The sequence below is a fragment of the Pseudomonas monteilii NBRC 103158 = DSM 14164 genome (assembly GCF_000730605.1).
GTDB lineage: Bacteria > Pseudomonadota > Gammaproteobacteria > Pseudomonadales > Pseudomonadaceae > Aquipseudomonas > Aquipseudomonas monteilii.
Genome location: NZ_BBIS01000037.1, coordinates 125,467 through 151,036, shown reverse-complemented (window position 1 = coordinate 151,036; position 25,570 = coordinate 125,467). Strand labels below are relative to the sequence as shown.

Genomic DNA, 25,570 nt, shown 5'->3' with positions numbered 1-25,570 from the left:
TACCGCCAGGTGGCGGTTGGGTTTCGATGTGACTTGTAGTCAGGCCGGTAGCGCTGGCCAGTCGATTTCAGTTGGCCAGCCCGCCTGCTCTGGTAGCCTGTTCAAGGCAACGCGGTACCGCTTCCAAGCCGTGAGGCGGCGCATTTCATCCACCGTGGCGTCATCCAGATCGACAGCATCCTGCAGCGGCGCAATGGCAGCGTCGGCAATTGCTCGCAGCCGACCTGCCTCCACCTGAGCCAGCGCCAGTGGATCTACCGGTTCTGGAGCATGGCTATCGGGAATCTGAGGGGCTGGCAGATCTTCCACAGATACGTGCAAGGTGATGCTGTGAACCAGGTCGGCCGGCTCTCCTTCCTTGGCCACGCTGACCAACAGGACGCCATCTGTGAACGAGATAGCGACAGATGCTCCTGAGTCCGCTTGGTTGATCACATACCCCCAGCCCTCTGGCGGAGGGCACATTCCTAGCGTGCCAGTCACCAGGTACTGACCAGGGCTGGGATGCGCTACAGAGATGTCTCCTCTGCCGAGCGAAGTAATGTCCATGATCGAACCGTCACCCAGGATGTTGATTGCTGCTCTTGCCATGTTCAGATCGCCTTCAATGTGCCGTCAGCGGCACGGGTGGTGTTGCCGGTGGTGTAGATCTCGTAAAAAGGGGCGTTGGCTTGTGAGCCGCCACGAATCCAGGCTTTGCTCTGCGGCGTGCAACTGATGAACAATTGCCCCGCCCAATCGCCGAACGGATAGCCCATCGTCAGCATGCTGCCGTAGGTCGACGGCGAGTACGCGGTAACCGTGTTGTCGTACGCATCGAATCCGCTGAGCACAACGTTTACGGATGAGGCTTTAGCAAGTCCTTGGATGCCAAGTCCGCGAAACCCGACAACAGCCACGTTTCCCTGGGCGGCGCCGGTGTTTAGGGTTGCCGAACTGCCAAGACCCAGGCCTGTGCGTGCAGCTGCCTGAGTGGTGCCGCCAGTGCCACCCTTGGCCACCGGCAAAGAAGCAGGCAGCGCAGTCGCTACATCGTCGCCTTGCGACAAGTTCGATAGCCAATTGTAGAGCTCGGTGAAGTTGGCCTTGGCCTTCACCCAAGCCGAACGGCGATCGTCCCCGCCGGCACCTGTTGGCGAAGACCCGAGGTTGATTACTTGCTTTGCCATGTCTGTTCCTTAAAGAGGCTTCATGGGCCTGGACGCAAATAGTGTTCGCCCATTCGCGGTGAGCGGGTTGATGCCAGAGGCGTTGTCGCAGTACATCTGCAGAATCGACCGATTTCCCGGCAAGAAGCCTCCGTAGTTGGTCCGGATAGGCTGGGCGGTCTGCTGAATGTTGGTGCAGGAGAACAAAGCGTTCGCCAGCACGTAGTCGTCATAGCTGCCTGTCCACGGCATCTGCTGACTAGGGTGGTAATAGGCGCCACCTGAAATCGGGTCACCCGTTTGGACGAAGCTGTTACTGGCAGGCTGGCCGTTCAGTAGTGAAAGGTTGGCGGTTGTGACGAACGTACGGGCACCGGTGGCATCCTTGACCGAGGCGCCGTAGTCCCCAGCGGGTGTATTGGGTGTTAGGTAGCTCGCGCAGAACCACTTGATCTGCATTGGATACAGCGCGACATCACCATGCGCCTGGTTGTTGTTCCAGGCCTTGATGCGAAAGCCCGTCCAGTTGCCTGGGCTGCCTTTGACATAGAAGTTGCCAACCATCATATAGTTGGCAGCATTGAGGAAAATTAGCGGCCGCTCGTATGTGGTGATAGGTGCGGCGAAGTTCACATCACCCCACTGGATCTGCGTACCGCTGCCTGGACCTTGAAACCCTATGTTGAAATTTCCGTTGTAGCGGATCGTAAGCACTCGGTTGATTGCGTCGATCTGAGTACGGACGTTGTTGTTGAGCGCCCGTATCCCGTAGCTGCCCGGCGCGGCAAATGGCTCACCTCCTTGCGAGAGGATCATTACCTGCCATGCACGGTTTTCTGCCTGCCTGAGTTGCAGCTGGCCTTGCGAGTACCACGCCTGCGGGCTATAGGTGTTCTCCCCTGCATCAAACAATGCATCAACCACCACGAACGAGGCGGCCTGTATCTCTGGGATCGAGATGTATTGGTCGAAGGCGGTATTCCCTGTGACCTGCATCATTTTCAGTGATCTGACTGGGGTGATGGTTGTATCGAAAGTCACAGCCCCGGCCACATCCTTCGTCCGGAGCCCGCGCAGATCAGCCATTAGGTAAGCCTCCCCACTGCCGCACGCTCGATGCCATTGGCGTCGTAAACGTACAAACCGCCGTTGTTGAGTAATGTCGATCCACTGGCATCCTGCCCGCGCACCGTAAATGACCCAGAGGCCAAATTGATCTCGATCAGCGGCAGGCCCTGAGCGTTAACCGCTTGGGACCGGAGCGTCATGCCCACGACCAGGCTCTGGATGAACGCTTGGTTGATCAGCGCCGAGTTCAGGAAAAGTTGGCCATTTTGGAAGACAAACAGGTTTGCCTCAGGCCCGTTCAATCCATTTATGATCGCTACGCGGTCGGCCGACAGCAGAATTTCACCAACCGATCCATCACTTCCCTGGACGATGCCGGTGGCCACCTTCTTGCCATTGGCGTTCGTCTCGGTCTTCCAAGACGAAAGAGCAGACACTCGACCATCGACGCCGGCCACGACCTCGCTGACTTGCTGCACCGAGGCATTGGTCTGCCCCATCTGCGCCTGAACTGTTTCGACCTGCCGCCCTACGGCAATCCCATCCTCGATCCGCGCCGATTGTTCAGTCCATACGCCAACCAGTCCACCCGTTGCGCCGGCCAAGCCGGTGCTATCGCCCTCCATTTCCGGGTTCACCTGGACATACAGCCCGTCCAGGCGGGTGGCTTGCGCGGTGATCGCGGTGCCTTGCTGCTTGACCGTGGTGTCAATCTGGCTGATGGCCGTTGCCTGGGCGCTATTCACGCCCTCGGCATCGGTCATGCGGTTGGCCAAGCTGAGCAGCGATTGCCCTTGGCTGGTCAACGTCGTGCCCTGCTGGGTAACCGTGCTGCTCAGCGTGCTTACGGCATCCGCGTTGGCGGAATCAGCAGCAGTCACTCGACGAGCAACGATGTTGCACCACAGCGAACGACCGGTGCTATCCGCTGGCTCGGTGCGGGTGACGAACCGGGCCGAGACTGACCCGGCCGGCGCTGTGATACGACCAGTGAAAGTCTGGAAGCCTGTGGTCCCCGCCGGCACCGAGAACGCCGTGAAGTATCCAAGGCTCGTCCCAGCCTTGTCCCGGAACTGCATTTGTAAGCGAGTTGTCTGCCCTGCCGTCATGTAGTTCGGCCAAATATCGGCCGCCAGGTCGAACTGCTCACCTCCCTTGGTAACGATGTTGTAGTCCACACCGCAGAAGCTATTGCCGTAGAACGAAATCCCCTTACCTGCGGACGGGTGCGCGGAGATGTTGGTGATCACCGGGTTGGCCGTCCACGGATCAGTCAGACCATCCTCGAAACTGCCTCGGAGGATCAGGTTGTCCGGCTGCTGCCCAATCGAAGCTTTGAGCTGTGTGAGCGCTGTGCTCTGACTGGTTAGCAGGGTGCCTTGGCTTTTAACCTCGGAATCCAAGGCCTGCAGCGCCGAGGCATCCGCTTTGTTCGCCACCTGTGCCAAGGCACTAGCAGCTGCAGCCGCAGCATCGGTCGCGACCTTGTCGGTGACGGCCACCCAGGCGCTGCCGTTCCAGCGCTTGGGCGTATTCGCCGCGCCGGTGGTATCGAACCACAGGTTCTCGGCCTGGCGATCGGCCACCGCCGGCGCCGCCGACTGATACAGCACTTTGCCCTTGCTCCCGGCCAGACTGGCCGCAGCCTGGGCTGCCTGTTGAGCCGTGGCGACGTTGCCGTTGGTGGTCTGCAGGTTGTTGTTGAGCTCGGTGATGCTGCTGCCTTGACTCGACAGCGTGTTGCCATGGTTACTGACGGTCGTGCTGAGCGCCTGCAATGCCGAAGCGTCGGCTTTGCCGGCCAACTGCGACAGTGCCGACTGCGCAGCGGCAGCAGCATCGGTGGCCACCTTGTCTGTCACCGCCACCCAGGCAGTACCATTCCACCGTTTTGGGGTGTTGGCATCGCTCGTGGTGTCGATCCAGAGGTTCTGCGCCAAGCGGTCAGCCACGGCCGGCGCCGTCGCCTGCACCAGTACCTTGCCTTTCCCTCCCGCCAGCGTGGCCGCGTCCTGAGCGGCTTGCTGGGCAGCGGTGACGTTCTGATTGGTGGTAGTCAAGCTGCTCTGCAGTGCGGTAGCAGCCGCTGCGTTCGCCTCATCACCACTGATCCGGGCAGTGCGCTCGTCCACCACCGACGCCACCGATGCCGACGGCGCGATCTGGCCGACGGCAATCCAGTCGATCTCGAACACATCGGTCGTGCCGGAGCTGATCCACAGGTAGAACCTGGTGACCGTGCTATCCGTCCAGTCGCTGCCGCCATTGGTGAGCTGCGACATGTCCCATTCAAGCACCACGGTCTGGCCAACCGCCAAGCCGGGATCCGGGATCACTTTGCGGTAGGACGTCGATGAAGCATGGTTGGCGGTAACGTAGGTGACCTGGCCATTCCACCCCGAACCCGCACGCCGTGTGATACGGCAACGGATTCGGTCATGATCACGCCCTTTGAGTGACACCACCGGAGAGCCCAGATACGCCGCACCGGTCCCGTTATTGGTAACGATGAGCCGGCCGTTCTCGATTGCCAGCATACAGCGCGTACCGGTCCATCCCTCAACAGTCGAGGCAAAGCCATAGTTGAGCGCGGAATCGAACCCGCCAGACTCGGCACGCAGCGTAGCAATCTGTGCGGCCAGTGCAGTGTCTGCGTTGGTCCGCGCCGTAGTCTCGTTGCCGATCGCTGCGGTGTTCGCGGCCGTGCTGGTCGCCACAGTATCAATGCGCTGGCCCAGTGCCGAGTCAGCATTGGCCCGGGCGGTCGCCTCTGCTTGGATCGCCGCCGCATTGTTACCGGCCGAAGCCGTGACGGTGTCGATCTTCTGGCTTAGCGAATCGTCCGCCGACTGGCGGGCCTGCGCCTCACTGGTGATCGCCGCCCCGCGAGCCTGGGCTTCGGACAGCAAGCCCTGTGCACGGGCCGCAGCCTCGTCGCTTATGGCCTTGGTTCGCGCTTGCGTTTCGGCGGCGATGGCTTGGGCACGGGCAGTCGCCTCAGCAGCTACGCGCTGGGCAACCGATCCGGCCTGAGTTGGCGGGCCGGAGATCAACGAAATCTCCTGGCGCAGCACAGGCGCGAGCTGCCCGGATTCGATCTTGTCCTTAAGAGCGCCAAGCATGTTGCTCATGTCGGACGACGTGGAAGCCACCACCTTCAGGAACGCGCTCACCCCATAGGCATTCTTCGAGCGGATGAAATAGGCGTAGTTGGTGGCGAATGCCAGCCCGGTATGGGTCAAGGACAGGCCCTGACCGAGGTACTCGCCCTCGGCGGTCTGCGGGTTGGTCGAGAAGAAATACTCGTAGGTCCCGCCGTTGAGGCCGTGCAGCGTGTTGCCCGGGATCAGTGTGATGGTGTCGATGGTCGCCTGAACCACGCACGACTCAGGGATCGGGGGACCGCCGATGCTCACGGTGATGCTGGTCTCGCCGGACCGGGTCAGCGGTCCCAGGGCGGCAACGCTCATGGTGTAGTTGCCAGACGGCAGGCCGGAGAGCGGCAGCTGTAGGGTGGTAGCCGGAACCTGCTGCGCCTGCACCGCATTTGCGCCTTGGCGCACAGTCACTGCGTACGAAGTGACGATGCCAATCGGCTGCACCCAGCTCAGAGTGCCCTGGACAACCTCTGCCGATTCGTCCGTAGCCCAGGCGAGCCCGGTCGGGCTGCCCAAGCCCCCGGCTGGCAGGCTGATGAAGCCGATTGGGTTGTAGGGCTGGCCGACAGCATCATCAAACTGCGCTGCATCGTACTGCTGCAGCGATGCCGTGCACCCTTCGCTGCTCCCCATGCTCCAGTTGGTGACGATGAACTCGCCAAGTATATTCAGCGACGGCAAGTTCACACGCACTGCGCGGCCAGGACGGCAGTTGTAGCCAAGGAAGTTCATCGGCACGTTGATGGTGCCGCCCGCGCGGCGCTTGCGCAGCTCGATGTTGGCCAGGCGCTGCGCCTGGTAGGCATTGCTGACGTAGGAGAACGTAAGGGTCTCAGCCGCCTCCCCGCCATCTGCTACTACCCAGTCGGCGATGCTGACCTCGGGGTAGTCAGTCTCGGTCCACGACTGAGACGGATCAATGAACGTGCCGCGCACTGTGTTGATCGCTGCGTCGTTGGTCGGCTCGGTACTTCCGGTGATAGTGCCAATCACCATGTCTTCGGTGATCTCGAAGTCATAAGGCCCGTAGTAGGCCCCCGCCTGGAACATCCAGCGACCGCCCACACGAATGGCCTTCCCACCACACGCTGCCTCCAGCTTCTGCAATACGTTGGTGCGCTGCTCGTCAGCGCCGATGACGCAGCTGCTGCGGTAGCGTGGGCTGGTCGTGCCGTCGGGATTGCCGACGGATTCGTCGCATACGTTCGCTCCGCTGGCGAAGGTCTCGAAGACAATCTCATCATCCGGCACACCACACCGGTTGCGAAGGAACCAAAGGATCTGCAGCGCGGTGTTCTCGCTATAGCTGGATGCCCCAGTGCGCGGGTCGTAGATGTCGTTGCGCCCGCGCACGATGAAACGCGCGTCGGGGATGCCGGACGGGAACTTCTCGGCGCTGTAGCGTAGCGACAGGCGCACGAACGACAGGCCGCGGCCGATCTGCTCATCCTTCCAGTCCGGACAGTTGGCCTTTAGGAAGGCGTTGACCGCGGTAGGATTGACCACCAGCTCGTAGGAAGCGTGCTCGCCGTAGGCGGCGATATCTTCCTCACCCAAGTAGATATTCTCTAGGCCATCGACAGCGCCTTCACACAACACGTAGACCAGGTGCAGCCATTCGCCATCGGTTTGGTCGCCGGCCTGCTCCTGAGCCCACACCAGAACGCCGCCGGTGCTCACGCGGCCGAGTATGAACCTGGCTGGGGCTTTGGACGAGCGGACGGTCTGCGCTGACGGCTCGCTGTCACGCAAAGGTGACTTAGTGTTGAGCTTTTCTTGCTGCTCGGCGGCGTAGAAAGCCAGCGCTGCGCCCGCAACTGCGCCCCATGGGCCGCCCTGCGCAAAGCCTACGACAGCACCGACCACGACCTGAGCGAGCTTCTTTACGCCACCAGACATTATTCAACTCTCCACACAGCAAGCGGGTCACAAACCACGCGGGCCACCCCGTCGTCAGTGGTCGCCCAGAATTCATTGGCCCAGAAGACCGCCATGGACTTGCCGCCGGGCGCCTCGTACATCGCGACGTCACCGCGCTGGATGTACGCCGGGGTCACCCGGGTGAAGCAGGCATCCCAGGCCGCCTCAAGACTGCCGTGCCGCTTCTTCAGCGCCCGCTTGGCGCCCGCCTCGGTCTTGTAGGTGCCGCGATAGGCCACGGCCGGATCGGTGCCGCACACCGCCACCGCGCAATCAGCAGCGAACAGGCAGCAGTCAAATTCGCCCCATGAAAAAGGCCGCTCTAGGGCGGCCTTGATCACTTCGCTGAGGCGTGTTGTCCAGTCTCGGTAGCGCATGCCTATTTCTCGTAGGTGAACGTCGGGGCGTCCTTCTTAGAGCCCCAGTAGATGGGCCACTCGGACATTTGGGCGACGGCATAGAAGAACCGATCGCCCTGGTGCCTGGCGCGGTGGTTTTCGTCGGTGAAGCGCTCGGTACCGGTGCGGCTCCACTCAGCCATTCGGTCCACGATCGGCACGGTGATCTTGTTGCCGTCCTCGCCATTGCCGGCGTAGGAGAAGGTGGCAGCGTCCATGCGGCCAGAGAACAGGATGTCGGCGGCGTAGTTGCCCTGCTCGTCATACACCACGAACAGGAGCTTGCCGGACCGCCCACGACAGCCGCGGATGTTGGTCTCAGTGATGATGTAGCTGTCCAGGCCGGTCAGGGCCAGGTCGACGGACATGGGCGAGTTCGAGTTGTCGCTTTCCTGCGACTGCCCGACCTCGCCGAACTGCCCTACCCCGAGGTAGGTGATGCCGTCGATCACCAGGTCACCGGTGCCGGTATGCGCGTAGACCGGGCCATCCTCGAAGTCGAGCTGGCAGGCGTAGACAGTCATGAATCGTCCAGTGGCAATGATATCGACCACGCTTTGGCTGAAGGGGAATGTCGAGGGCATCAGAAAGCCTCCCTGAACTGATAGCTGCCGCTGGAAACGACCGGGCGCACGGTCATCGCCCAGGTGTCCTGGGTCATCCGCATTTCGGAGTAGGGATTGAGGTACTCGATCGCCGCCCCGGGCGTCAGCGTGCGCCTGATCCGCTTGTTGAGCGGGACGACCGCCTGGCCTTGGGCGGTGGCGGTGACCGGGCGCACCACTTCGAACATTTCACCAGCAACCGTGAGGTAATCCCCCGGGGCAAACACATGCGAACCAGGTGTAGCGCCGGCAACTTGCATAGATCGAGATTGAGCCGTACCGGTGACCACGCTGAGGCTGCCGACGCTATCGGTGCGCCGCCGCGTCAGCGCTGGCAAGTTGAAAGTGCCGAACATCCCGTCCAGATCCCCCAGGAACGCCGAAAGCTGACGCTCCTGCGCCCGGGTGAGCAACCCGAAGGTTAAGGTGCACTGCCAGTACGCCCCTGGCTGGCCGACGATCTGCTGAGCGTTGGACAGCGTCGAGGTGAATGCCCGGCTGTTGTTGACTATGCCCCACGTCATTTCAGACACGGGCAGCGATGCGGGCCATGCGAGAGCCATGCAGTGCTCCTTGATCTATCGGTTGCGGGCGATGAGCTGACGGGCCGGGCCGTTGGTCTTCAGGTCGCGCAGGACCATGTTGTAGCCATCCTGCGCACCTTTCTGGGCGGCCTGCTGGATGCGGGCCAGGGTGGCGTCGTCGGCGGTTCCTTGAACGGTGATGTGCTGGACAATCGGAGGAAGGCTGGCGACTGCTGATGGCGCAGGCGTATAGCCCTGCGCTGGAGCTCCAGCGGGCTCAACGTATCCGCCACTGGCATACCCCTTCCTGTTGAGCCGGTCGAGGTGGTCGCGCATACCGGGCTGGCTGACGACCTCCTTGCGAACCACGTACTCCCCGCCGTGCACGACACCCTTCGGCTCGAACTTGCCGCCGTCTCCGGTGTAGCCGCCAGTGGAAAGCTGCTTGAGCGGCTCGCTGAAGCCAGTCATAGTGCCCTGCCCCAGCGCCTGACTTCCGCCAGTGAGGAAGCCAAATGCCGAACCCAGGAAGCCTGCCGCAGCCTGCCGCACCTGAATACGGATGAGATCTGCGACGACCTGGTCAGCGAAATCCTTGAAGGAAAGCTTGCCGGTGTTCACGAAATTGACCACGGCGTCTTCCATGTTGCCGAAGGCGTTGCTGAACAGGTTGCGAGTCTGCCCCGCCACGTCCCGGGCACTGTCCATGTAGTCCTGGAAGGCACCGCGGGCGCCGTTGCTCCAGTCGGCCTGGGCCTGATCGATCTGCGCCCATCCTTCGCGCTGGGCAGCGACTCTCTTCTGGAGAAACTCGCGCTCGATGTCGATCTGCGCCTGCAAGTCCTGCCGCTGCTTCTCGCCCTGGGCATTGGCCAGCTCGGTCTGCAGTTGCAGGATGCGGTTGTTGGTGTCCTGCTCGATCCGCAGGCGCTCCTGCATGCGCGTGGCGTCCTTTTGGCCCATGCCCACGGCATCGGCCTGCGCAGCGTACTCCATGCGCTGGGTGGCCAGCTGCCGCTCCATCTGCGCCCGGTACTGCTCGGCCTGGGTCAGGCCCTGGGCGCCCTTGATCGCAGCGGCATAGTTCGTCGAGGCCTGCGCCAGCGCCTTGCCGTACTCCTCCTGGCTGATCTTGCCCTTCTTGAAGGCTAGGTCCAGCTGCTGCTGTTCCTTGGTCAGGGCGCGGGCGGCCTGGGATGCTGGGTCGTACTGAGCGTACAGGCGGGAGAAGGTGTTGAGCGATTCTGATAGCCCATTGCCGGTCGCAGCTTGAGCCTTGGCTGCCTCCGCAGCTGCTTTCTTGGACGCTTTCTCCGCTGCCGCCTTTGCATCCTTTTCTTGGGCGTATTTCAGAAGTAGCTTTTCTTGCTCAGGAAGCAGCTTCCCAAGCTCTCCAGCCTCAATTGCATACCGCACCTTTGCGGCTTCAGTGTTTTCGCCCTCAAGTGCAGCCTGTTTTTTCAGGTTGGCTAAAAGTTTCTCGTACTCAGCATTCACCTTCTTACCTGGATCATCCCCTTTCGGTGTCTGGAGAGATGGCTGCGCTGCAGTCTTCTGCATCTGCGCAACTACTGCCCTGACAGAGGCGGCTCGGCTCTCCAGCCCGGCAATTTCCTTGTCCAGTTCCTCGCGGCTGTAGAATTTGAACTTGAAGAAAACCGTATCACTCGAGTCGGTAGATGACAGCTTTGACCTCGCATTCTGCAGGTCTCGAATTCCAGCGAGAGTGACGCTGAGCTCATTGTTCAGCCCGGCCACTGTCTGCTTGTCGTCCCGGAAGAAATCCAGGAACTCACCGGAGTTGAACCTATCCATAGCCTCTGCCATGGATACAATGCCACGAGCCAACCGGGCGCTGGCACCAGTAGCATCATCAAGCTTCCCGACTGTTGTCACCAGCGAGTTGTTGAATGCAGTTATCGATTGACTGACCGTGACCTGAAGGCTGCCGCTGAGCTCGTCCACCTTGTCTTTCTGGCTCTGCAGCGCCTTAACGACTGCCTCAGACGTGAGCTTCCCCTCAGACCCCATGGTGCGCAGTTGCCCAATAGAGACGCCGAGACCGCGCGCAATCGCCTGAGCGAGCGCCGGTGTCTGCTCCATTATGCTGTTGAGCTCATCACCGCGAAGGGTGCCAGAGGCGAGAGCCTGACCAAACTGGACCATGGAGGCCTCAGCCGCCTGGGCACTGGCGCCACTCAGTGCAACGGTCTTCGATACTGTCTCGGTGACGCTCTCCACGTCAGCAAAACTCAGCCCAAGCTGCCTCGCATTCTGGGCCACCCGCTGATACACCTCAGCGGTACTTTGGAGCGACTGCCTAGAGTTCTGAGCAACCCTGTACACAGAATCCTGAGCAAACGCTAATTGCTCAGTTCCTTCGGTAACAAGCCTCAGGCGGTTTGTCAGATTGGTGTACTGCTCCGAATACTGCGCGATCTTCGAAACGCTGAAGGCCGCCGCAAATGGCGCGGCCAGTCCTCCCACGACACCAAGTAGCTTATCGGTTTCGGCAGCCAGGCCACCAACCCTTCTTGAGCTCGCATCAGAACGCCGCCCGGCCCCTTCGATAGATGCTCCAGACTTGTCCATTGCCGACGCTACACGATTACCAGATGACTCAAGAGACTCAAGCTCTTTCCTCATAGAGGCTGCGTCACGCTGCGCGCCGCGTGAGTCAATGGTTACGGCAAGGCGCGATTCTTGAGCCATGCAATATCTCCAGGCATAAAAAAACCCGCGCATGGCGGGCTTATCTTCGTTTGGTCTCAGGTCATTCTTTGACCAGCTCTAGGTCAGACTGGCAGTGTTTGCACTTGATGGCTTCCCTTTGGACAACCTCGGCGCAGAATGGACACTTTCGATAAAGGGAGGAGACACCAAATTTCCTGGCGATCTCGATACTCTTCTGCTCGTCTACCCCCAGCGGATTTGCCAGCCATACAGCGACAAGCCCGATAGCTGGGAAGACAAAACCAATGATGAACCAGCCCACTGGATTTCTGCCCTTCTGCTTTGCGAAATAGGCAGTCACGCCGGCCAATGCCAGCCAGATGATGAACAGTTCCATGAACCCTCCTTGTTGATGAGGGCAATCTACCATCGCATGGCGCCATCACCAAACTGAGTAATTCGACAAAAAGAAAAGAGCACCCGAAGGTGCCCTTACATTACCATGAGCCGCCCGGAGTCTAGCGATACTTGAATGGAGCAGGCGTTGTCAGCAGTGGCTCCGCCTTATCCCATGTACCGCGATATCCTCGGACCTGGTACGAGTAACCGGGCTTCAAATCCAGTAGTAGGCCTCGCAGGTCGCCACCTGCACACCCCATGTTGTTTTTGATGCTCAACTGCACAGGGCCTGGCAGATGGTAGAGGGTCACCGATTTCCCGCTGCTGGTCTCGGCCGCAAGCTTCTCATTTAGGAAAACTTGCATTCCTGCGCCAAAGCAACTCAATGCGCCCGCGTCTTGGGTGAAAACGATCCTTGCATCATCAGGGGCCGTTGAGCGGCTGAAGGCGTAAACATCACCTGCCGGAACCTGGAATGCAGCATCAGGCGAAACCCTAGTTGTCTCGCATCCGGTTGCTGTGATGCAGGCCAGCACTATCAGTACCAGTCTTTTCACTGTTCCCCTCCTTGAAATGAGAGGGCAATCTACCACGACGAGGCAGCCGTCGGCGCTATACGACAATCAACCCTGCCCTTGTCCACCCATCCACCCTGGACGGAAATCCAGTACGTGGGCTGGGCCTGGGCATAGTAGCGTTGCCCCATCAAGTCATCACCAAGGAGAGGTACATGAAACTCGATAGAGATCTGCAGCTGGAGATACTCAGGAGGCTTGAAGCTATTTACCCTATGCAGGCCGACAATATGCACACGCTCTTCCATGAGCCTAGCGTGGCAACTGCCAACATTCATTACCTATACGAACATGGACTGGTTGATGCGAAATTCAGTAGCTACATAGGCTGCCAAGTACCGGAACCATACCTGACAAAGATCAACCATCGCGGCATGGATTTTCTAGCAAACGATGGCGGGCTCAGCGCCATACTAGGCGTTGTAACGATCAAGCTTCATGAGGACACCATCAAGGGGCTTATCGAAGCCAAGATCGCAGCATCAGATCTCGCCGAGGATGAGAAAAACTCAATCCTCTCCGTCATTCGTGGATTACCCGCCGAGGCCACAAAACGCCTGACAGAGAAACTATTGGACCTGGGCATGGAAAGCCTTCCGGCAGCAGGCCCGCTACTTCGTACGTTCCTGCAGTCGCTAGGGGGTTAGTCGAGTCATCTGCCATATAGCGAAGTTCAACGAATCCTATCCGCTTCCCGCCGCTCGCCCACAGATCCAGGTACAGCAGTGGGTCTGTGCGGCCAACAAAGCTCAGGTAGCATTCCGTCGACCTCTCTTCGCGCCGGCCTGCGACAAATACAGCGGTCATTTCGTGCTGGCTGATCTTCATTCGGCTTAACCCTTTGTATTTTTGGCTAGTGCCGTCTTGATCGGAGGCTCCATCAGGCGCTGACCGACGCGTCTTTTTCGTTACCGTTCTGCTCCGCCCAGTTGGCGCGGAATTCTTCATCCAGGGCGAACACCACTACCTCGAGCTCGTCGCGATTGATGGCAGTCGGGTGTCGGGCCAGGTACTCGCTCACCATGCCTGCGGTGATCGGCGCCGGCGCGGCCATCATGCCGACGTACTGCCGGGACCTGCTGATCGCGTTGTAGGCGTCGAGCAGTTGGTCAGTGACCGGGTCAATCTCCGGGGCCGGCGGCACCTTTGCTACGTTGTTCAGGCGCTCACGTTTCCAGCGCTTTTTCTCGTTCTCTTCGCCCGCCCAGTCGCGGCCCCATCGGTAGACGGCGAGAGCTTTCCCACCGACTCCTTGATGCGCTCCTCGACGCGGTTGGCGATGTCGACGCCGGTGCGCAGGGCCAAGAAGTAGACGCTCGGCATCTGCTCGATCAGGGCCTTGCCGAGCTCCGGGGCGTACGGCGCCGGCTCGCCCGGACGCTCGGCCACGTCGACGCCCTGCCAATCCTTGATCAGGTGGTGCGCCACCAGGTCCATGTAGAGCTCGTCGTCGACCTCGATCTCGGCCTGGGGTATCTGTGCAACGCTGAACTGCTTGGTGCCGACGCCGGCCTGGGAATCGACTGCCGCCAGGTGTCGGTTGATCAGCGCGCGGTGCGATCGGTACACCGGGTCAGCGGCGGAGCCGACCAGGATCTTGGCGCCCGGGGCGAACTCCACCCAGCGTTGGCCGTGGAGGTCCAGCTCGGGCTTGCGAGCAATGGTGAATCCCATGGTCTTCCTCTGCGGTAAAAGGCCCGACACGCACCGCAGGGCGTGCCGGGCAATGGTTACGCCGTGACGGTGATCGCCGCGGTGCCTTTCTTGGTGCCATCAACGGTGCTGGTGGCGGTGATGGTCGCGGTGCCTGCAGCCACGCCGGTCACAACACCGGAGGCGCTGACGGAGGCCTTGCTCGCATCGGAGCTGGACCAAGTGACGGTCTGGGTCGCGCCAGCAGGGGCCACAGTGGCGGCGAGGTTGGTGGTTGCGGCCACTGCCACGCTGGCGGTCGACGGAGCCACGGTCACGCCGGTGGGCGCCGGCGGTGCCGGGCGACGAGTGATGGTCGGCGACACGCGGCGGGCGGTATAGGTCAGTTCCACCTGGATGATGTCGGTGGCGCCGCCATCCGGCCAGGATCCGCTGATCTCCATCTCCGGGATCAGGAAGTCGTAGGCGCCGTCGGCATTGCCCAGGGTGAACTCGAAGCTGATCGCGTCGCCGGTCTGCTGCTTCTTCCACAGCTCGTATGCCGTCTTGGCCCAGCTCAGGGTGATGCTGCCCGACGGGGTAAAGGTGGTCGGGATGATGTTGCCGGCGAAGGGGGTGCCGTTGCCGATGCAGCGCTGGGTCTGGACGGCGTTGTCGAACTGCAGGTTGAAGGTGTCGACGCAGACGTTGTTGTCGCCGACCTGCACCCCGTTCAGCTTCAGGCCGGAGACGTCCTTGAAGCCGTAGCGCCGCTGGAAGGCCTCGGCAACCGGAGTGAGGATGAAGTTGCTGTCGTCGGCCTTGTCCTGCCAGCCGGTCGCGGCGAAGGTGGTGGTCACCTCGATCTCGCCGTCGTTCGGCACCTGGATGTTCATGGTGGCGACCTGGGCGCCGGTGGCCTTGCCGGCGATGCCGACGTCCGCGGCATAGTAGCCCAGGCTGAAGCTGATGCGGTCGTTGCCCATGGTCAAGACGTTGTTGTCCCAGTCCTTGCCGAAGCAGGAGGCCATGAACTCGTCAAGCGCGCCGAAGCGCATCTTGGTGCCGACATCGCCGGCCACGTCCACGGTGGTCTGGGCGGTGCCCTGCGACATGCGGTCTTCGCCGATCTCGTTGTTCTCGGCAGTGTTGTAGGTGGGCCCAACCCCGAAGCTGGTACGAGTCAGCACGTTCCAGGGGCCTGGCGGGGTGGTGCCTGGCGTGACTTCACGAATCCAGGCGGTTGCAACCTTGGCACCACTCGACATGGCGTGTTTCTCCTATCAATAGGCGTAAAAAAACCGCCATGTGGCGGTGGATGTTGAGGGCTCAGTAGGCCCGGTATGGAACCCGGACATTGACCTGGTACCAGTTGTTGCCGTCGTCTCCGACGACCTGCGGTGATGCCTCGAAGAAGTCGAACGGGCCTTCCGGGGCGCTGTAGTACTGGAACTGGGTGACCAGCGTATCGACCGCCCGGGTGATGGCCAGGGTGCCGCTGTAGGTAGGCACGAACAGTTGAATAATGACGATGCCGGTCTGCCGCACGCATGGGCCGATGCCCACCTCTGGCGTGCTGTTCAGGCCTGGTACATCTGACAGGCGGGCCCAGATGGGGCGCCCTGCCGGATTGAATGGTTTTGGCGGGTTCGGGTAATCGACAGCATCCGCGGGGATGCCCGTCCACTGCGCCATGCGCCCGATGACGATGGCGCGGATCTGTTCGAAGGTCATGAGCTGTAGGCCTGGGAAACGCCGTTGAACGACACCGCATAGACGCCGCCTGGCGCCTGCTTCGAATGGCCGTCCTCCAGCGCGGTGGCGTATGGAAGGTTGTTCTGGATATAGACCTGCGTGTACGGCTCAAGGCCGCTCATCGCGGATAGGCCGCGCTGGATGGTCTCTGACCCAGATGGATCGAGGTTTTCGCTACTGGCGTACACCGGCGCGCCCACGCTCACGATGTTGTTGCCACGGAACCGACCGGTATCGACCGGCGACCGGAGTACGATCTCGTTGAGCATGGCCAGGGCGATCACCCTGACGCGCTGAGTCAGCGCCTCTTCTACCACGCCAGCGAACAGGCTTGGCGGTGTGCTCCATCCCTGCTTGGCCATAGGTCACTTCCTCAGTTGCACACGATAGGTGGCCGAGGTCGGGTCAGCCCGCACCGATTTGACCAGGTAGACCACCTGCTTGGTGCGGTCCATCAGGTCGGGCGCCGTGATTTTGTGCCCGACATCCGGGGTATCCGTGACCTCGTTGGCCAGCGCAGTGAGGCGCAGATCACCCACGAGGATGTTGATGTTGTCGATCCGGGTGTCTTCGTAGCGCGAAAGCACGCCACGCCCGGTGTAGGTCACCGGCTGAGCGGTGCTCTCCTCGGTAACCGGATCGATAACACCAGGCCCCATGTACTCGCCCGTGAAGGCCAGCACTGCGTCGGCTAGGTCCGTATTGAAGGCTTCCGCAAGGTCGGCCTGCAGTTCATCGCGAAGCCCCATATCAGCCCCTCACGATCTTGGTCTGGCCGCTGCTGTTCAGGTAATGCGCCAGCAGCGCCAGGGCGAACGATTCGCCCGCGCTGATGTTTCGGGAGTACTCGGAATAGGTCTTGCTGCTGGACACCCCGTCAGCATCCACCGACTTGCTGAGTACGCCGGTTTCCTTGCTGCCGTAGATGTTGCCCGCCGCAGCCTCTCGGGCGATCTCGGCGCCTGCCTGAATCACGTCATCCGGAACCGGATCGAACTCAGGCAGGCCGAGATTGGTAAGCCAGGTGTTGGCCATCAGCACCGCCCGGGCCTTCTGGTCGTCGGGCGCCCAGGTCGGCCCAAGCAGGGCGTCTACCTGCTCGACGGTGATGTAGGTGGTCATTACGCGGCCTCATCCAGCAGTTTCTGCAAGTCAGCGGCGCTCGCCTCGGGCGAGAACTCAATGCCCTTTGCGGTCAGGGCAGTCTGCAGCTTTTCCTTGGCCTCAGCTTCGGCTGCGGCCTTTTTCTCGGCTGCGGTCTTGCCATTGCCACCATTGCCGGCCTTCACTTCCTTGACCGGCTCCGGGTGTTTGTAATCCTCAGGCGCGAAGCGCGCATCGAGGATCTTGTAGCCCTTCTGCCGCAGGTAAGTCTTGCGCTCAGCAGAGACCGGGTGTTTCTCGTAAACGATCTTTTCGGACATGTCTGTCTCCAGTTGAATGCGCCCCGAAGGGCGCTATGCCGATTACTGCGCGGCGTCACCGATGGTCATTACGCCAGCCGAGGCCTTGATGCTGTTCGCCACCAGGTCCCAGTTGGAGCCGGTCGCCAGCTCAGCGTCGGTAGGAGACTTGCCACCGTTGGTGGTGTCCCAGGTGTAGCCCTTGAGACCCATGCCGAAGGTGTAATCGGCCTGCATGGTGGTCTCGATGCGCTGGTTGCCGTTGGTGGTCTCGATGTTGGTGATCAGGTCGGAACCATCCATCACCATCGCCGCGCCATCGGCCAGGCTCAGCACCTTCTGCTTGTCCGGGGTGCCGGACTCGAACAGTGCGGCGGCGTCGGTGATGATCACCGCCTTGCCCAGGATGTCGACCACCTGCACGCCGCTGAACTGGAACAGGCGCTCGGCGTTGGCGAGGTTCTGGCCCATCAACTTGTGGTACATGGCACCGGTCATGACCTGGGCAACCAGGCGCTGGGAGGCGTCACCAAACAGCGCGTGGGCGTTGTTGATGGCGACGTAGGTGATGCCGGCGGTGGCCGAGACATCGTTCACAGCGGTCGGCTGGTTGCCGATGGCGGCCACCAGGGCGGCGATCGCAGTGTTCAGCTGGTCGGCCATGATCGATTCGGACAGGTTGCGGCTGATGACCTCCAGCGCTTCCTCCGGGTTCTTCTGCACCCAGGACAGCTGGGAAGGCTCCCAGATGATCGGGCCGAAGCCGCCGGCGATCTTCACCGAGTCGTACTGCTTCTGCGAAAGCGGGGTCGATGCCTGCGAGCTGTTGGCGGCGTAGCGGTCAACGCGGCGTTGAGCGCCGTGCAGGCCAGCCCAGAAGGATTCCTGCAGGAAGTCGCCGTCGATGCCCTGAGTGGTGAGGCGGATAGCCCCGGCCGAGGCAGCGTTGAACTTCTCGACGTCCTGCTGCAGGGTCTCGATGGTGGTTTGCTTGAGGTATTCGTTGAACACCTTCATGTTCGAGAGAGACATATCGTTTCCTTATGCGTCTGCGGTCATGGCCTTGATGGCTTCCAGGCGCGCAGCCTTGTCGCCGCCAAGGTTTCCCTTGGTCTGAGGCTTTTGACCATTGGTCGTGTGGGCACCCGTGCCTTGAGCGCCGGAGCCCTTGAGGATGTGATCGCGGTGCGGGTACTGCGAGACGAGGGTTTCGAGCGCTTCGTTGAAGTCGGCCAGTTCACCCGGGCGGGAGCGGCTGAAGATCTTCTGGCCCTGGGCGTCGTAGGCGACGACCTTGCCTTCCTCGATCTTGAAGTTGCTGCCGAAGGTGGCCTGGACCATGTCAGCAGGAACAGCCATCTTCTCGGCGATGTACTGCGAGCGGGCGAAGCTGCCGCCGATCTTCTCGGCATACAGCTGCTGCTCGAAGCCCTGCGCCTTGGTGTTGGCTTCATCCAGCTGGGTTTGGAAGGCTTTGCTGATTTCGCCCTTCACCTTCTCGATCTCGCCGGCATCCACCAGCTTCTTGGCGTCGAGGTTGGCGACGATCTCCAGGGCTTTCTTGGCGGCCGCAGCATCTTCGATGCCTTCGAACGCCTTCGCAGTATTCTCGAAGCCGTCCGCGCGCTCACGGTGCGACTTCGCCTCGGCATTCAGCCGGGTGATGGTGTTGCGGGTGCCGACCGCATCGAATGCGACGTCCTTGCCGTCGTCATCTGTGTAGACGGGCTTGCCATCTTCGATCACTGCGTACTGCTTGCCATCCACTTCAACGGTCTTAAGTTTCATCTCGTCTCTCTGGGCCATCCGGCCTGTTGTTGAGCCATCCGGCCCATTGCGCCCCGTCCATCCGAACCGCAGGCAGAAAAAAGCCCCGCGCTTAGCGAGGCCTGCATTGCGCGCCACAAAATGCTGGTGTTGCGTTTCGTGGCGCGGAATTACTTGAGCCGCTCGCGCAGCTCGTCGAGGGTGAGGAATTTCCCACGCTCGTTGTAGAAGTCTTCGAGCTTCAGCTTGTCCTGGCGCAGTAGCTTCCCGCGCTCAGGTCCGAGGATCTCGTCCTGGCGGGCTGAGGACTGCCTGCCGAGCCATTGCGCGTAGGTGGTCTGCTGCGGCACCTGGCCATCCATGCTTGCCCGTGTTGCCGTATCGCTGATTCCCAGTGCCAAGGCACTCTTGAGGATCGGGATCTTGGTCGAGCGGCAGCAAAAGTGGATGCGGCCTGGCCCGGCAAGCCACGGGATCTTGTGCCCGATGGGCTGATACGTGCCCAGCGTGTACGGCAGCCTGTCCCTGATACGGCAAGTGGTTGAGGTCCGGCTGTCCAGGGTGCTCAACCACTCAACGTGGCTGATGATGTCGCTGTTGGCTTCGAAAGCCCGGTCACTGGCTGTCTCGGCGGTGTGCGACACGGCTGAACGGACAACCGACTCGACCTCGCGCCGTGAGCGATGTATCAGCCCATCGGCGTACTTCTCGGCCCGGGTGCCCATGATCGTTCGCACGATCTCGGGGGTTGTCTGGCCATTCACCACGCCAGCGCGCACAGCGTTGCGAATCAGCGCCTTTCGGTCTGCCTCGATGCCATCCATCCATTCGGACAGCAATCGCCCCTGGAATGGCCTGGCTGCGGCCTGTGCCCTCACCTGGCTGAACTGCGCCACCTGAATCGGGAACTTGGCCTGCACCAGGGCGGGCACGATCGACTGGAGTAGTCCTTGCTGGAAAGCGATCTCGTAGGTGGCCACGCCATCGGTCAGCGCAGCCATGGCCTGACGAACCTGGGCGAAGGTGTCGCTGTTCAGTTGGTTGACTCGAAACAGCGCCGCATCCACCGCCGAAGCGCTCAGGTCAGTGCCAAGCGCCTCGATGGCAGCCACCAGCGCCGCACGCAGCTCAGTGTCGTTACCGTTCAGGATCTTGATGATCGCGACGACTTGGGCATTGCTCAACCTGGACAGATCGACCTCATGCCCAATCAGCTCGTCAATCAGCTGCTCGTTTGCCGTCTTCATCAGATCGCCCCAAGGGCTGGGCCTTGGGAGTCAATCTTGGCCAGCTCTTCCGCCCAGTCGTATTCATCGCTGATAACGCCACGGCGCTGCATCTCGGCGAACAGTGTCTCTTTCGAGATCATCCCGGCGTTGGCCATGGATACCAGCGTCGGCAGCGACACCTCTGGCATGTAGTCCACGTCGAAGTTGCCGCGCATCTCGACGCTGCCGCCGTCACTCAGGCCCCGGTACTCAGCCATGTACTGGAGAAGCTGCCCAAGGCAATCGGCGAACTGGTGCGCCATGCGAGCCAGCGGGGAAAGCTCCTGAGCGGCCTCTTCCTCGGCCTGGGTGGCGGTCTTCGTCGTGGACTTGTCCGGGGTGAGCAGCTTGGCGCCGGCCATGCGCATCTCGTCCAGCAGGTCCTGAAGCGCGGTGCGCCCAGACTCGACAGCCTTGCCGGTGTGTTCGACGTACTTGAGGTCGCCGTCCTTAGGCAGGTCAGTCAGCGAGCCAGTGCCCACCTTGAACTCAGGCGGCACCGGCTTGCCTTGGTTGTCATACATCGGCTGAACACCGATGCGCGCCAGGATCGGCACCCGAATTACGTGCAGGATGTTGTCTTGGTCGCTCTGGCTCTGCCAGTGCTTGACGTTCAGGTGGGCCAGTTCGAGCAGTGGCGGCTTGGCCGTCATGAAGCCCGTGCGGCCGGTGTAGAAGGTGACCAGCGGGATGTGGTCCAGGCTGGTGACGCCTTCGTCATGGATAGCCCAGGCCCCGCCATTCTTGGCGACACGGTAGGTCCACCACAGGCCAGGCTCAAGCACCCGGATCTGCAGGACGCATTCCACCCCAAACTCGCCATCCTCCTCTTCGATCATCTCGATGTAGCGGAAGTGGGTCAGGACGCTGCCGTTGGACTTCCAGCCCAGGACTTGCTCAGGCTTCACCAATACGGTGTAAGGGCGAACCCCGGAGGCCTTTTCCTCTGCCCGCGTGCGGCCAGCCTGCACTGCAGGATGATCCACCAGCGCATGGCACAGGCCATGGCTCAGGCCATTGCGGAAGAACTCCACGGCCCAGTTGTTCAGGTCATTGCCAGCCAGGTCGATATCGACGGTCATTTCGGCAATCTCTGGCGGAACGTCATCACCAACCTGAAGCGGCTCTGCGAACACGCGAGAGGTCATGTTGCCGACCGTCTCGGAATAGGCTGGGAGCAGTGTGGACTGGGCCAGGCGGTCCTTGTAGACGTCTTCGTCTTCGGCTGGATACCGTGGGAGCAGTTTTTGGCCAGCAGCCCGCATCGCCAGCGTTCCGCCCATGAGCGGCGAAATCACCGCCCAGTATCGGCGCATCTCGTCGACAGCTGGCAGGGTGAAGCTCGGGTTATCGCTCATGCTCACATTCTCAGGGATTGGGTTACTACCACGGGCCTCACGATCGGATAGTCGTGATGAATGAAATAACCACCCGCATCGTTGGCGTGGTCATTGCCCTGGCTCTTGTCTGGTTCGCCGGTCGGCGCCCATATCTGCTGCTCCAGGCAGTCGGCGTAGGTTGGGCACAGGTCTGTATTGACCCGGTACCGGCGCTCGCCGGCCGAGTTGCAGAACATGGCGTTCATGGCGTTGATCCGGTCTTTCACCGGAGGGTTTGCCTCTGGCGCCATGACGGTGAAGCTGGCTTGGCGCAGCAGCTCAAGGTCTGAGGTGCTCGCATTGACCGACTTCCGGCCTTTGCCCGATGCATCGGGGAAAACCAGAATCTCGCGTGTTTTTCGGTAATCGCCATCGGCGTATAGCCAATAGCGCTCCTTGATCTGGCGAATCATGTCGGGCGTGTCGTAGCCGTTCATGATCTCGCCCACTGCATGGGGCATGCCCAGGCGCTTGACGTGGACGATGGCCGACATCTTGCCGACGTTAAAGTCCATGCCCACGAAGATCGGCTCGCCGGGCTGCACTTTCTCCTGACTACCGTTCAGCTTGCGGCTGTAGGCTGTGTAGATCGACCCGGAGTTCAGGTTGACGAACTTGCCATTCAGGTAAGCCAGGATCAGCTGATCCGGGTACGACTCCATCAGCGACGGGATGTAGTCCGGCGGCAGGTTCAGCTCGTTGTCGAACGTGCTGGCCTGCACCAGGCCGTACATGCCCTGAAGCGCTGGCTTCTCACGCAGCTGCTTCACGAACTGTTGGTAAACGAACTTGAACCCCTCAGGGGTCGTCGTCACATCCACGCCATTCTTCAGCCCAGGCACGTTGTAGCGCATCCGGGCGATGATCTTGCGCCAGGCGTGCTCAGCCTTCAGCGCGGGCAGGACATCGAGCTCATCGACCAGGGCGTGCCCGATCTTGAAGCCTACGATCGTCTGCGGCTTCTCCATCGAGCGACAGATGGTCGTGCTGCGATACTGGCCGCCGCTGTAGAACTCGACCTCCTTGTCGCTCTCCTTCGTCTTGACCTTCAGGCCCCAGTCGAAGGCGACCTCCTCGATGGTCGGGAAGAAGATGTCGCGGATCTGCGGGTAGGTCGGGGCGAAGTAGCCGGAGTCGATCCGGGGCCATTCCCAGACGTGCTTGCACAATGCTGCGCAGCCTACCCAAGTTTTCCCGCTGCCAAACCCCGCGACGAAACCGCGGAACTTGTTCTCCATCCGGAGGAAATTAGCCTGGGGGACGTTCAACGACGGCATCAGGCTTCCTCGCATCCACCACGTCGACCTGAACCCGTGTGGGCGGCACGTTGTCGTGGGGATTCTCGTTCTTGGTCTGGCGGTTCACATACACATCACCGACCTCTTTGGCCGCCTGCTCCAGCAACTGGGCAGTCAGGGCCATGTTCTTCATGCTCTCGGCCTTCTCGGCCATTCGGCCCAGCGCACGCAGCCGGTAGGCTCGGTTGGCGATCGGTATTTCTGCCGTCTCTTCGCGGAAACGCTTTCGAGTGTCCTCGAACAGGATCACCCAGCGCTTGGCCAGGCGGTGCGCAGCGCGCTTGGTTGGGTCGTGGCTTTCTACCGACTGGCGGCTCACCACAAGCCCGAATTCGTTTTTGACGGCCTCTGCCACCTGAGATGGCGTATCGAAGCAGGCCAGCGCCTGAACGATGAAGGCCTTCACCTCGTTGCTCAGGGCTGCCATAGATTTGGTTCCGTCAAGCGCCTGTCAAAACTACGCCGACTTCAGCAGGCAGGTTCCACAGGCCCTCGCAATGTTGATATTGGCCACCTCAGGCGGCCGGCTTGCAGCGTCGATCAGCTGCTGTACGTCGTGGCTGGCACCGTAGCGGCGTACCACGCCGACGAACTCCTCCACATCGTGTGAGCGGATCGTCAGGCTGGGCAGCCCGTCCTGGGTGAACTTGGGCGCGCCGTACTGATCGAGCTTCTGGGCAATGTGGTACAGCTCGTGCTCGATGAGCGCACAGAGCTCGGTGTCGGTGCACTGGGAGCAGTAGTCGGCAGCCAGGGTGATGACGAAGCCCGGCACCTCCCCGAACCAGTCGATCATCTGCTGCTCTTGCCTGGCCTTCTGCCACCCGCCAGCACGAAACATCACAGCCTCGGCCTGACCTACCACGGTTCGCCCTTGCTTCTCGAAGCAGGCTGAGGCCCAGAGGAATCGCAGCGGCGCGTCGATCAGGTGTGCATGGTCAGGGTTATGCAGCTCGCCACCCTCGCTGAGGATCGCTGCCTGCACCCATTCACCCACCTCGGGCGCTGGCTGAAGCCTGGTTCCGAGCATCGATAGCTCGGTCAGCTCAAGGAGATCAGCCGGAGGAACTGGCCTTTCCATGCTGGTCAATCCTCATAGTCCGAACCCTGCCGCCAGTGCTGGTATCGCGCCTTGCAGCCATCTCGACGGCCTTCTCGGCAGATGCGCCCATGTCCATCGCAGCGAATGCGTATGGCGTTCCGCTTCCGATGGCATACGGTCGATCAGGCTTGATTGGCGACTTCCACAGACCGGTGTCGTCATCCACCGCCACCATCATCAGCTTGCCCGCATCCACGACAATTGCAGATGCGTCGACCTTCCCGGATGGCGCAGTGCCGAAGTAGGCCCCGACCAATGCGTCATAGTCACAGAGGGCGCCCGACATGAAGAACTTCACACCGTCACGCTCAATGCACTTGTCACAGTCGTCATCGGTGATGAGGTCGCCGCGGGTAACCCGAGAGTCGTAGGCGATCACGCCGTCCTTGTACGCGATGGTGGTCATTCAGGATGAACCTCGATCTTGATGCCGCGCCCCACCCAGTAGCTGAAGCGCTCAGGGCATGGCTCTCGGCCAGTCAGCCGGGCCATGACGAGGACGCCGGCCAGGTAGTACTTGAGCCACCACTTATGGCGGCAAGCGATGCGCACGGTTACCGATGCCATTTGCCTGCCCTCGCGCCACGAAACAGCGCATCTCGATTTTGTGGAGCGGATCAGCTGAAGACGTGACCGCGACGAACCCAGGCATAGGCCACCACCCCAGCGTGGAGCACCACACCGAACGGGTTGACCCAATGCCCTTGCAGGCCGGTGACGAATGCGCCGAAGCCGCCGATGGCCACCAGGTAGAAGGCGATGCTCAGCAGTGGCTGATCCACCGGGCGGACCTTGCGCAGGTAATCGCAGGCAGCGAGCACGACCATGACGCACAGGAACACGTCCAGGGCCGTCAGCGCTGAAACCAGGATGTTGTTCATATCAGGCACCTCGCGCCGTGACGAACGCCCCCATGGCAGCCTTGATCGCGGGGATGATGTTCATGGCAGTAAGGCCAAGCACGAACGCTACCCCGCACAGCAGGTCATCAGTAACCGCAAGCTCCAGCTTTGGGGCGAGCCAGGCGGTAACGGGCTGGGTCAGGTAGACCGAGAAGCCGAATCCGGTGGCGACCGCAGTGGCGGCCTGGAACCGGGTTAGGTCCTTCAGGAATCCCAGTGAGAGGATCGAGCCGATGAATGCAGCCATCACCAAGCCGTACTTGCCCAGCACTACGCTGGCAGCGGCGCTTGTTGGTTCGGCCATAAGGGGTGTCCTTGGAATAAAAGGCCCGGCGGGACCCTATTCAGGGACCGGGCAAGCGTGCGGAGCAGCACATAACGAAATTGGAGCGGGCAGAGGGAATCGAACCCTTCTCTGCTCAGCTTGGAAGGCTGGCGGCAAACCTGCTGCTTGCCCGCTTTGTGTGGGTCTTTCCCCACCTGTCCGCCGAAGACCATTCCAGCGCTGGCACCCTGACGCACCAGTCTCGCCGATCAAGTCTCGCGCCACCCATCAGCACAGTGAGGGAATGAGTGCGCGGGCTGCCGGTGTTTTT

30 protein-coding genes and 1 tRNA gene are annotated in these 25,570 nt (G+C 61.3%); 1 reads left to right on the top strand and 30 read right to left on the bottom strand.

All coding sequences use genetic code 11. The features are described from left to right. Positions 1–39 precede the first annotated feature (39 nt). The 10 genes from PM2_RS31800 to PM2_RS19590 form a co-directional block, all read right to left on the bottom strand. A complete protein-coding gene (locus tag PM2_RS31800) occupies positions 40–591 on the bottom strand; it encodes a tail fiber assembly protein (protein ID WP_028699392.1) in 552 nt (183 codons plus the stop codon). Between the two features lie 2 nt (positions 592–593). After that, positions 594–1,169 (bottom strand): hypothetical protein, encoded by a 576-nt coding sequence (locus PM2_RS19630; RefSeq protein ID WP_028699393.1) that lies wholly within the window; start codon positions 1,167–1,169, stop codon positions 594–596. Positions 1,170–1,178: 9 nt separating this feature from the next. Then, positions 1,179–2,234 (bottom strand): hypothetical protein, encoded by a 1,056-nt coding sequence (locus PM2_RS19625; protein WP_028699394.1) that lies wholly within the window; start codon positions 2,232–2,234, stop codon positions 1,179–1,181. After that, positions 2,234–7,273 (bottom strand): phage tail tip fiber protein, encoded by a 5,040-nt coding sequence (locus PM2_RS30235; protein ID WP_080694014.1) that lies wholly within the window; start codon positions 7,271–7,273, stop codon positions 2,234–2,236. Before PM2_RS30235 ends, PM2_RS19625 begins: the two co-directional genes overlap by 1 nt. Continuing rightward, the gene (locus PM2_RS19615; protein WP_028699395.1) at positions 7,273–7,671 is read right to left on the bottom strand and encodes a DUF6950 family protein; all 399 of its coding nucleotides are present in this window, start codon (positions 7,669–7,671) and stop codon (positions 7,273–7,275) included. The genes PM2_RS30235 and PM2_RS19615 overlap by 1 nt, the downstream gene beginning before the upstream one ends. A 2-nt stretch (positions 7,672–7,673) precedes the next feature. Then, a complete protein-coding gene (locus PM2_RS19610) occupies positions 7,674–8,276 on the bottom strand; it encodes a hypothetical protein (protein WP_028699396.1) in 603 nt (200 codons plus the stop codon). Beyond that, on the bottom strand, positions 8,276–8,860 hold the full coding sequence (locus PM2_RS19605) for a hypothetical protein (protein ID WP_028699397.1): 585 nt from the start codon (positions 8,858–8,860) through the stop codon (positions 8,276–8,278). Before PM2_RS19605 ends, PM2_RS19610 begins: the two co-directional genes overlap by 1 nt. 15 nt (positions 8,861–8,875) lie before the next feature. Then, positions 8,876–11,533, bottom strand: a complete 2,658-nt coding sequence (locus PM2_RS19600) for a phage tail tape measure protein (RefSeq protein ID WP_051564703.1) — start codon at positions 11,531–11,533, stop codon at positions 8,876–8,878. A gap of 61 nt (positions 11,534–11,594) precedes the next feature. Then, positions 11,595–11,891: a zinc ribbon domain-containing protein gene (locus PM2_RS19595; protein ID WP_028699398.1), complete on the bottom strand. Its 297-nt coding sequence runs from the start codon at positions 11,889–11,891 to the stop codon at positions 11,595–11,597. A 121-nt stretch (positions 11,892–12,012) separates the two neighbouring features. Next, entirely contained in the window at positions 12,013–12,450 is a 438-nt protein-coding gene (locus tag PM2_RS19590; protein ID WP_028699399.1) for a hypothetical protein, read from the bottom strand. A gap of 173 nt (positions 12,451–12,623) precedes the next feature. Between PM2_RS19590 and PM2_RS19585 the strand changes: the two genes are divergently transcribed. Then, complete coding sequence (locus PM2_RS19585) at positions 12,624–13,115, top strand: hypothetical protein (RefSeq protein WP_028699400.1); 492 nt, start codon at positions 12,624–12,626, stop codon at positions 13,113–13,115. Positions 13,116–13,348: 233 nt separating this feature from the next. Here the strand turns inward: PM2_RS19585 and PM2_RS19580 are convergent, their stop codons facing one another. From PM2_RS19580 to PM2_RS19490, 20 genes are all read right to left on the bottom strand, one after another. Further along, positions 13,349–13,612, bottom strand: a complete 264-nt coding sequence (locus PM2_RS19580) for a hypothetical protein (RefSeq protein ID WP_042132300.1) — start codon at positions 13,610–13,612, stop codon at positions 13,349–13,351. A gap of 14 nt (positions 13,613–13,626) precedes the next feature. Next, complete coding sequence (locus PM2_RS19575; protein WP_233425961.1) at positions 13,627–14,142, bottom strand: phage-derived protein YdaY family protein; 516 nt, start codon at positions 14,140–14,142, stop codon at positions 13,627–13,629. Between the two features lie 56 nt (positions 14,143–14,198). After that, positions 14,199–15,368, bottom strand: a complete 1,170-nt coding sequence (locus PM2_RS19570) for a phage tail tube protein (RefSeq protein ID WP_028699402.1) — start codon at positions 15,366–15,368, stop codon at positions 14,199–14,201. A 61-nt stretch (positions 15,369–15,429) separates the two neighbouring features. After that, on the bottom strand, positions 15,430–15,834 hold the full coding sequence (locus tag PM2_RS19565) for a phage tail terminator-like protein (RefSeq protein ID WP_028699403.1): 405 nt from the start codon (positions 15,832–15,834) through the stop codon (positions 15,430–15,432). Beyond that, on the bottom strand, positions 15,831–16,217 hold the full coding sequence (locus PM2_RS19560; RefSeq protein ID WP_028699404.1) for a hypothetical protein: 387 nt from the start codon (positions 16,215–16,217) through the stop codon (positions 15,831–15,833). Before PM2_RS19560 ends, PM2_RS19565 begins: the two co-directional genes overlap by 4 nt. Positions 16,218–16,220: 3 nt before the next feature. Continuing rightward, positions 16,221–16,604 (bottom strand): hypothetical protein, encoded by a 384-nt coding sequence (locus PM2_RS19555; protein WP_028699405.1) that lies wholly within the window; start codon positions 16,602–16,604, stop codon positions 16,221–16,223. Position 16,605: 1 nt separating this feature from the next. Next, positions 16,606–16,977, bottom strand: coding sequence for a hypothetical protein (locus PM2_RS19550; RefSeq protein ID WP_028699406.1), 372 nt, complete (start codon positions 16,975–16,977; stop codon positions 16,606–16,608). Continuing rightward, positions 16,977–17,279, bottom strand: coding sequence for a hypothetical protein (locus PM2_RS19545; protein ID WP_028699407.1), 303 nt, complete (start codon positions 17,277–17,279; stop codon positions 16,977–16,979). The genes PM2_RS19550 and PM2_RS19545 overlap by 1 nt, the downstream gene beginning before the upstream one ends. 42 nt (positions 17,280–17,321) lie before the next feature. Continuing rightward, complete coding sequence (locus PM2_RS19540) at positions 17,322–18,290, bottom strand: major capsid protein (protein WP_028699408.1); 969 nt, start codon at positions 18,288–18,290, stop codon at positions 17,322–17,324. Positions 18,291–18,299: 9 nt separating this feature from the next. After that, positions 18,300–19,046 carry a DUF6651 domain-containing protein gene (locus PM2_RS19535; RefSeq protein WP_028699409.1) on the bottom strand — a complete coding sequence of 249 codons (747 nt, stop codon included), beginning with the start codon at positions 19,044–19,046 and terminating at the stop codon, positions 18,300–18,302. A 149-nt stretch (positions 19,047–19,195) separates the two neighbouring features. Beyond that, positions 19,196–20,272 carry a hypothetical protein gene (locus PM2_RS19530; RefSeq protein ID WP_028699410.1) on the bottom strand — a complete coding sequence of 359 codons (1,077 nt, stop codon included), beginning with the start codon at positions 20,270–20,272 and terminating at the stop codon, positions 19,196–19,198. Continuing rightward, positions 20,272–21,651 carry a DUF4055 domain-containing protein gene (locus tag PM2_RS19525; protein WP_028699411.1) on the bottom strand — a complete coding sequence of 460 codons (1,380 nt, stop codon included), beginning with the start codon at positions 21,649–21,651 and terminating at the stop codon, positions 20,272–20,274. The genes PM2_RS19530 and PM2_RS19525 overlap by 1 nt, the downstream gene beginning before the upstream one ends. A 2-nt stretch (positions 21,652–21,653) precedes the next feature. Then, the gene (locus tag PM2_RS19520) at positions 21,654–22,949 is read right to left on the bottom strand and encodes a terminase large subunit domain-containing protein (protein ID WP_028699412.1); all 1,296 of its coding nucleotides are present in this window, start codon (positions 22,947–22,949) and stop codon (positions 21,654–21,656) included. Further along, the gene (locus PM2_RS19515) at positions 22,921–23,397 is read right to left on the bottom strand and encodes a DUF2280 domain-containing protein (RefSeq protein WP_028699413.1); all 477 of its coding nucleotides are present in this window, start codon (positions 23,395–23,397) and stop codon (positions 22,921–22,923) included. Before PM2_RS19515 ends, PM2_RS19520 begins: the two co-directional genes overlap by 29 nt. Positions 23,398–23,427: 30 nt before the next feature. Beyond that, positions 23,428–24,051, bottom strand: coding sequence for a putative metallopeptidase (locus PM2_RS19510; RefSeq protein WP_028699414.1), 624 nt, complete (start codon positions 24,049–24,051; stop codon positions 23,428–23,430). Beyond that, a complete protein-coding gene (locus tag PM2_RS19505; RefSeq protein ID WP_028699415.1) occupies positions 24,026–24,478 on the bottom strand; it encodes an Ntn hydrolase family protein in 453 nt (150 codons plus the stop codon). The genes PM2_RS19510 and PM2_RS19505 overlap by 26 nt, the downstream gene beginning before the upstream one ends. Continuing rightward, positions 24,475–24,639 carry a hypothetical protein gene (locus PM2_RS31230; RefSeq protein ID WP_012273044.1) on the bottom strand — a complete coding sequence of 55 codons (165 nt, stop codon included), beginning with the start codon at positions 24,637–24,639 and terminating at the stop codon, positions 24,475–24,477. Before PM2_RS31230 ends, PM2_RS19505 begins: the two co-directional genes overlap by 4 nt. A gap of 50 nt (positions 24,640–24,689) precedes the next feature. Further along, a complete protein-coding gene (locus tag PM2_RS19500; RefSeq protein ID WP_028699416.1) occupies positions 24,690–24,953 on the bottom strand; it encodes a hypothetical protein in 264 nt (87 codons plus the stop codon). A 1-nt stretch (position 24,954) separates the two neighbouring features. Further along, positions 24,955–25,278: a hypothetical protein gene (locus PM2_RS19495; RefSeq protein ID WP_028699417.1), complete on the bottom strand. Its 324-nt coding sequence runs from the start codon at positions 25,276–25,278 to the stop codon at positions 24,955–24,957. 81 nt (positions 25,279–25,359) lie between these two features. Then, positions 25,360–25,433: transfer RNA gene (locus PM2_RS19490), tRNA-Gly, on the bottom strand. Positions 25,434–25,570 lie beyond the last annotated feature (137 nt).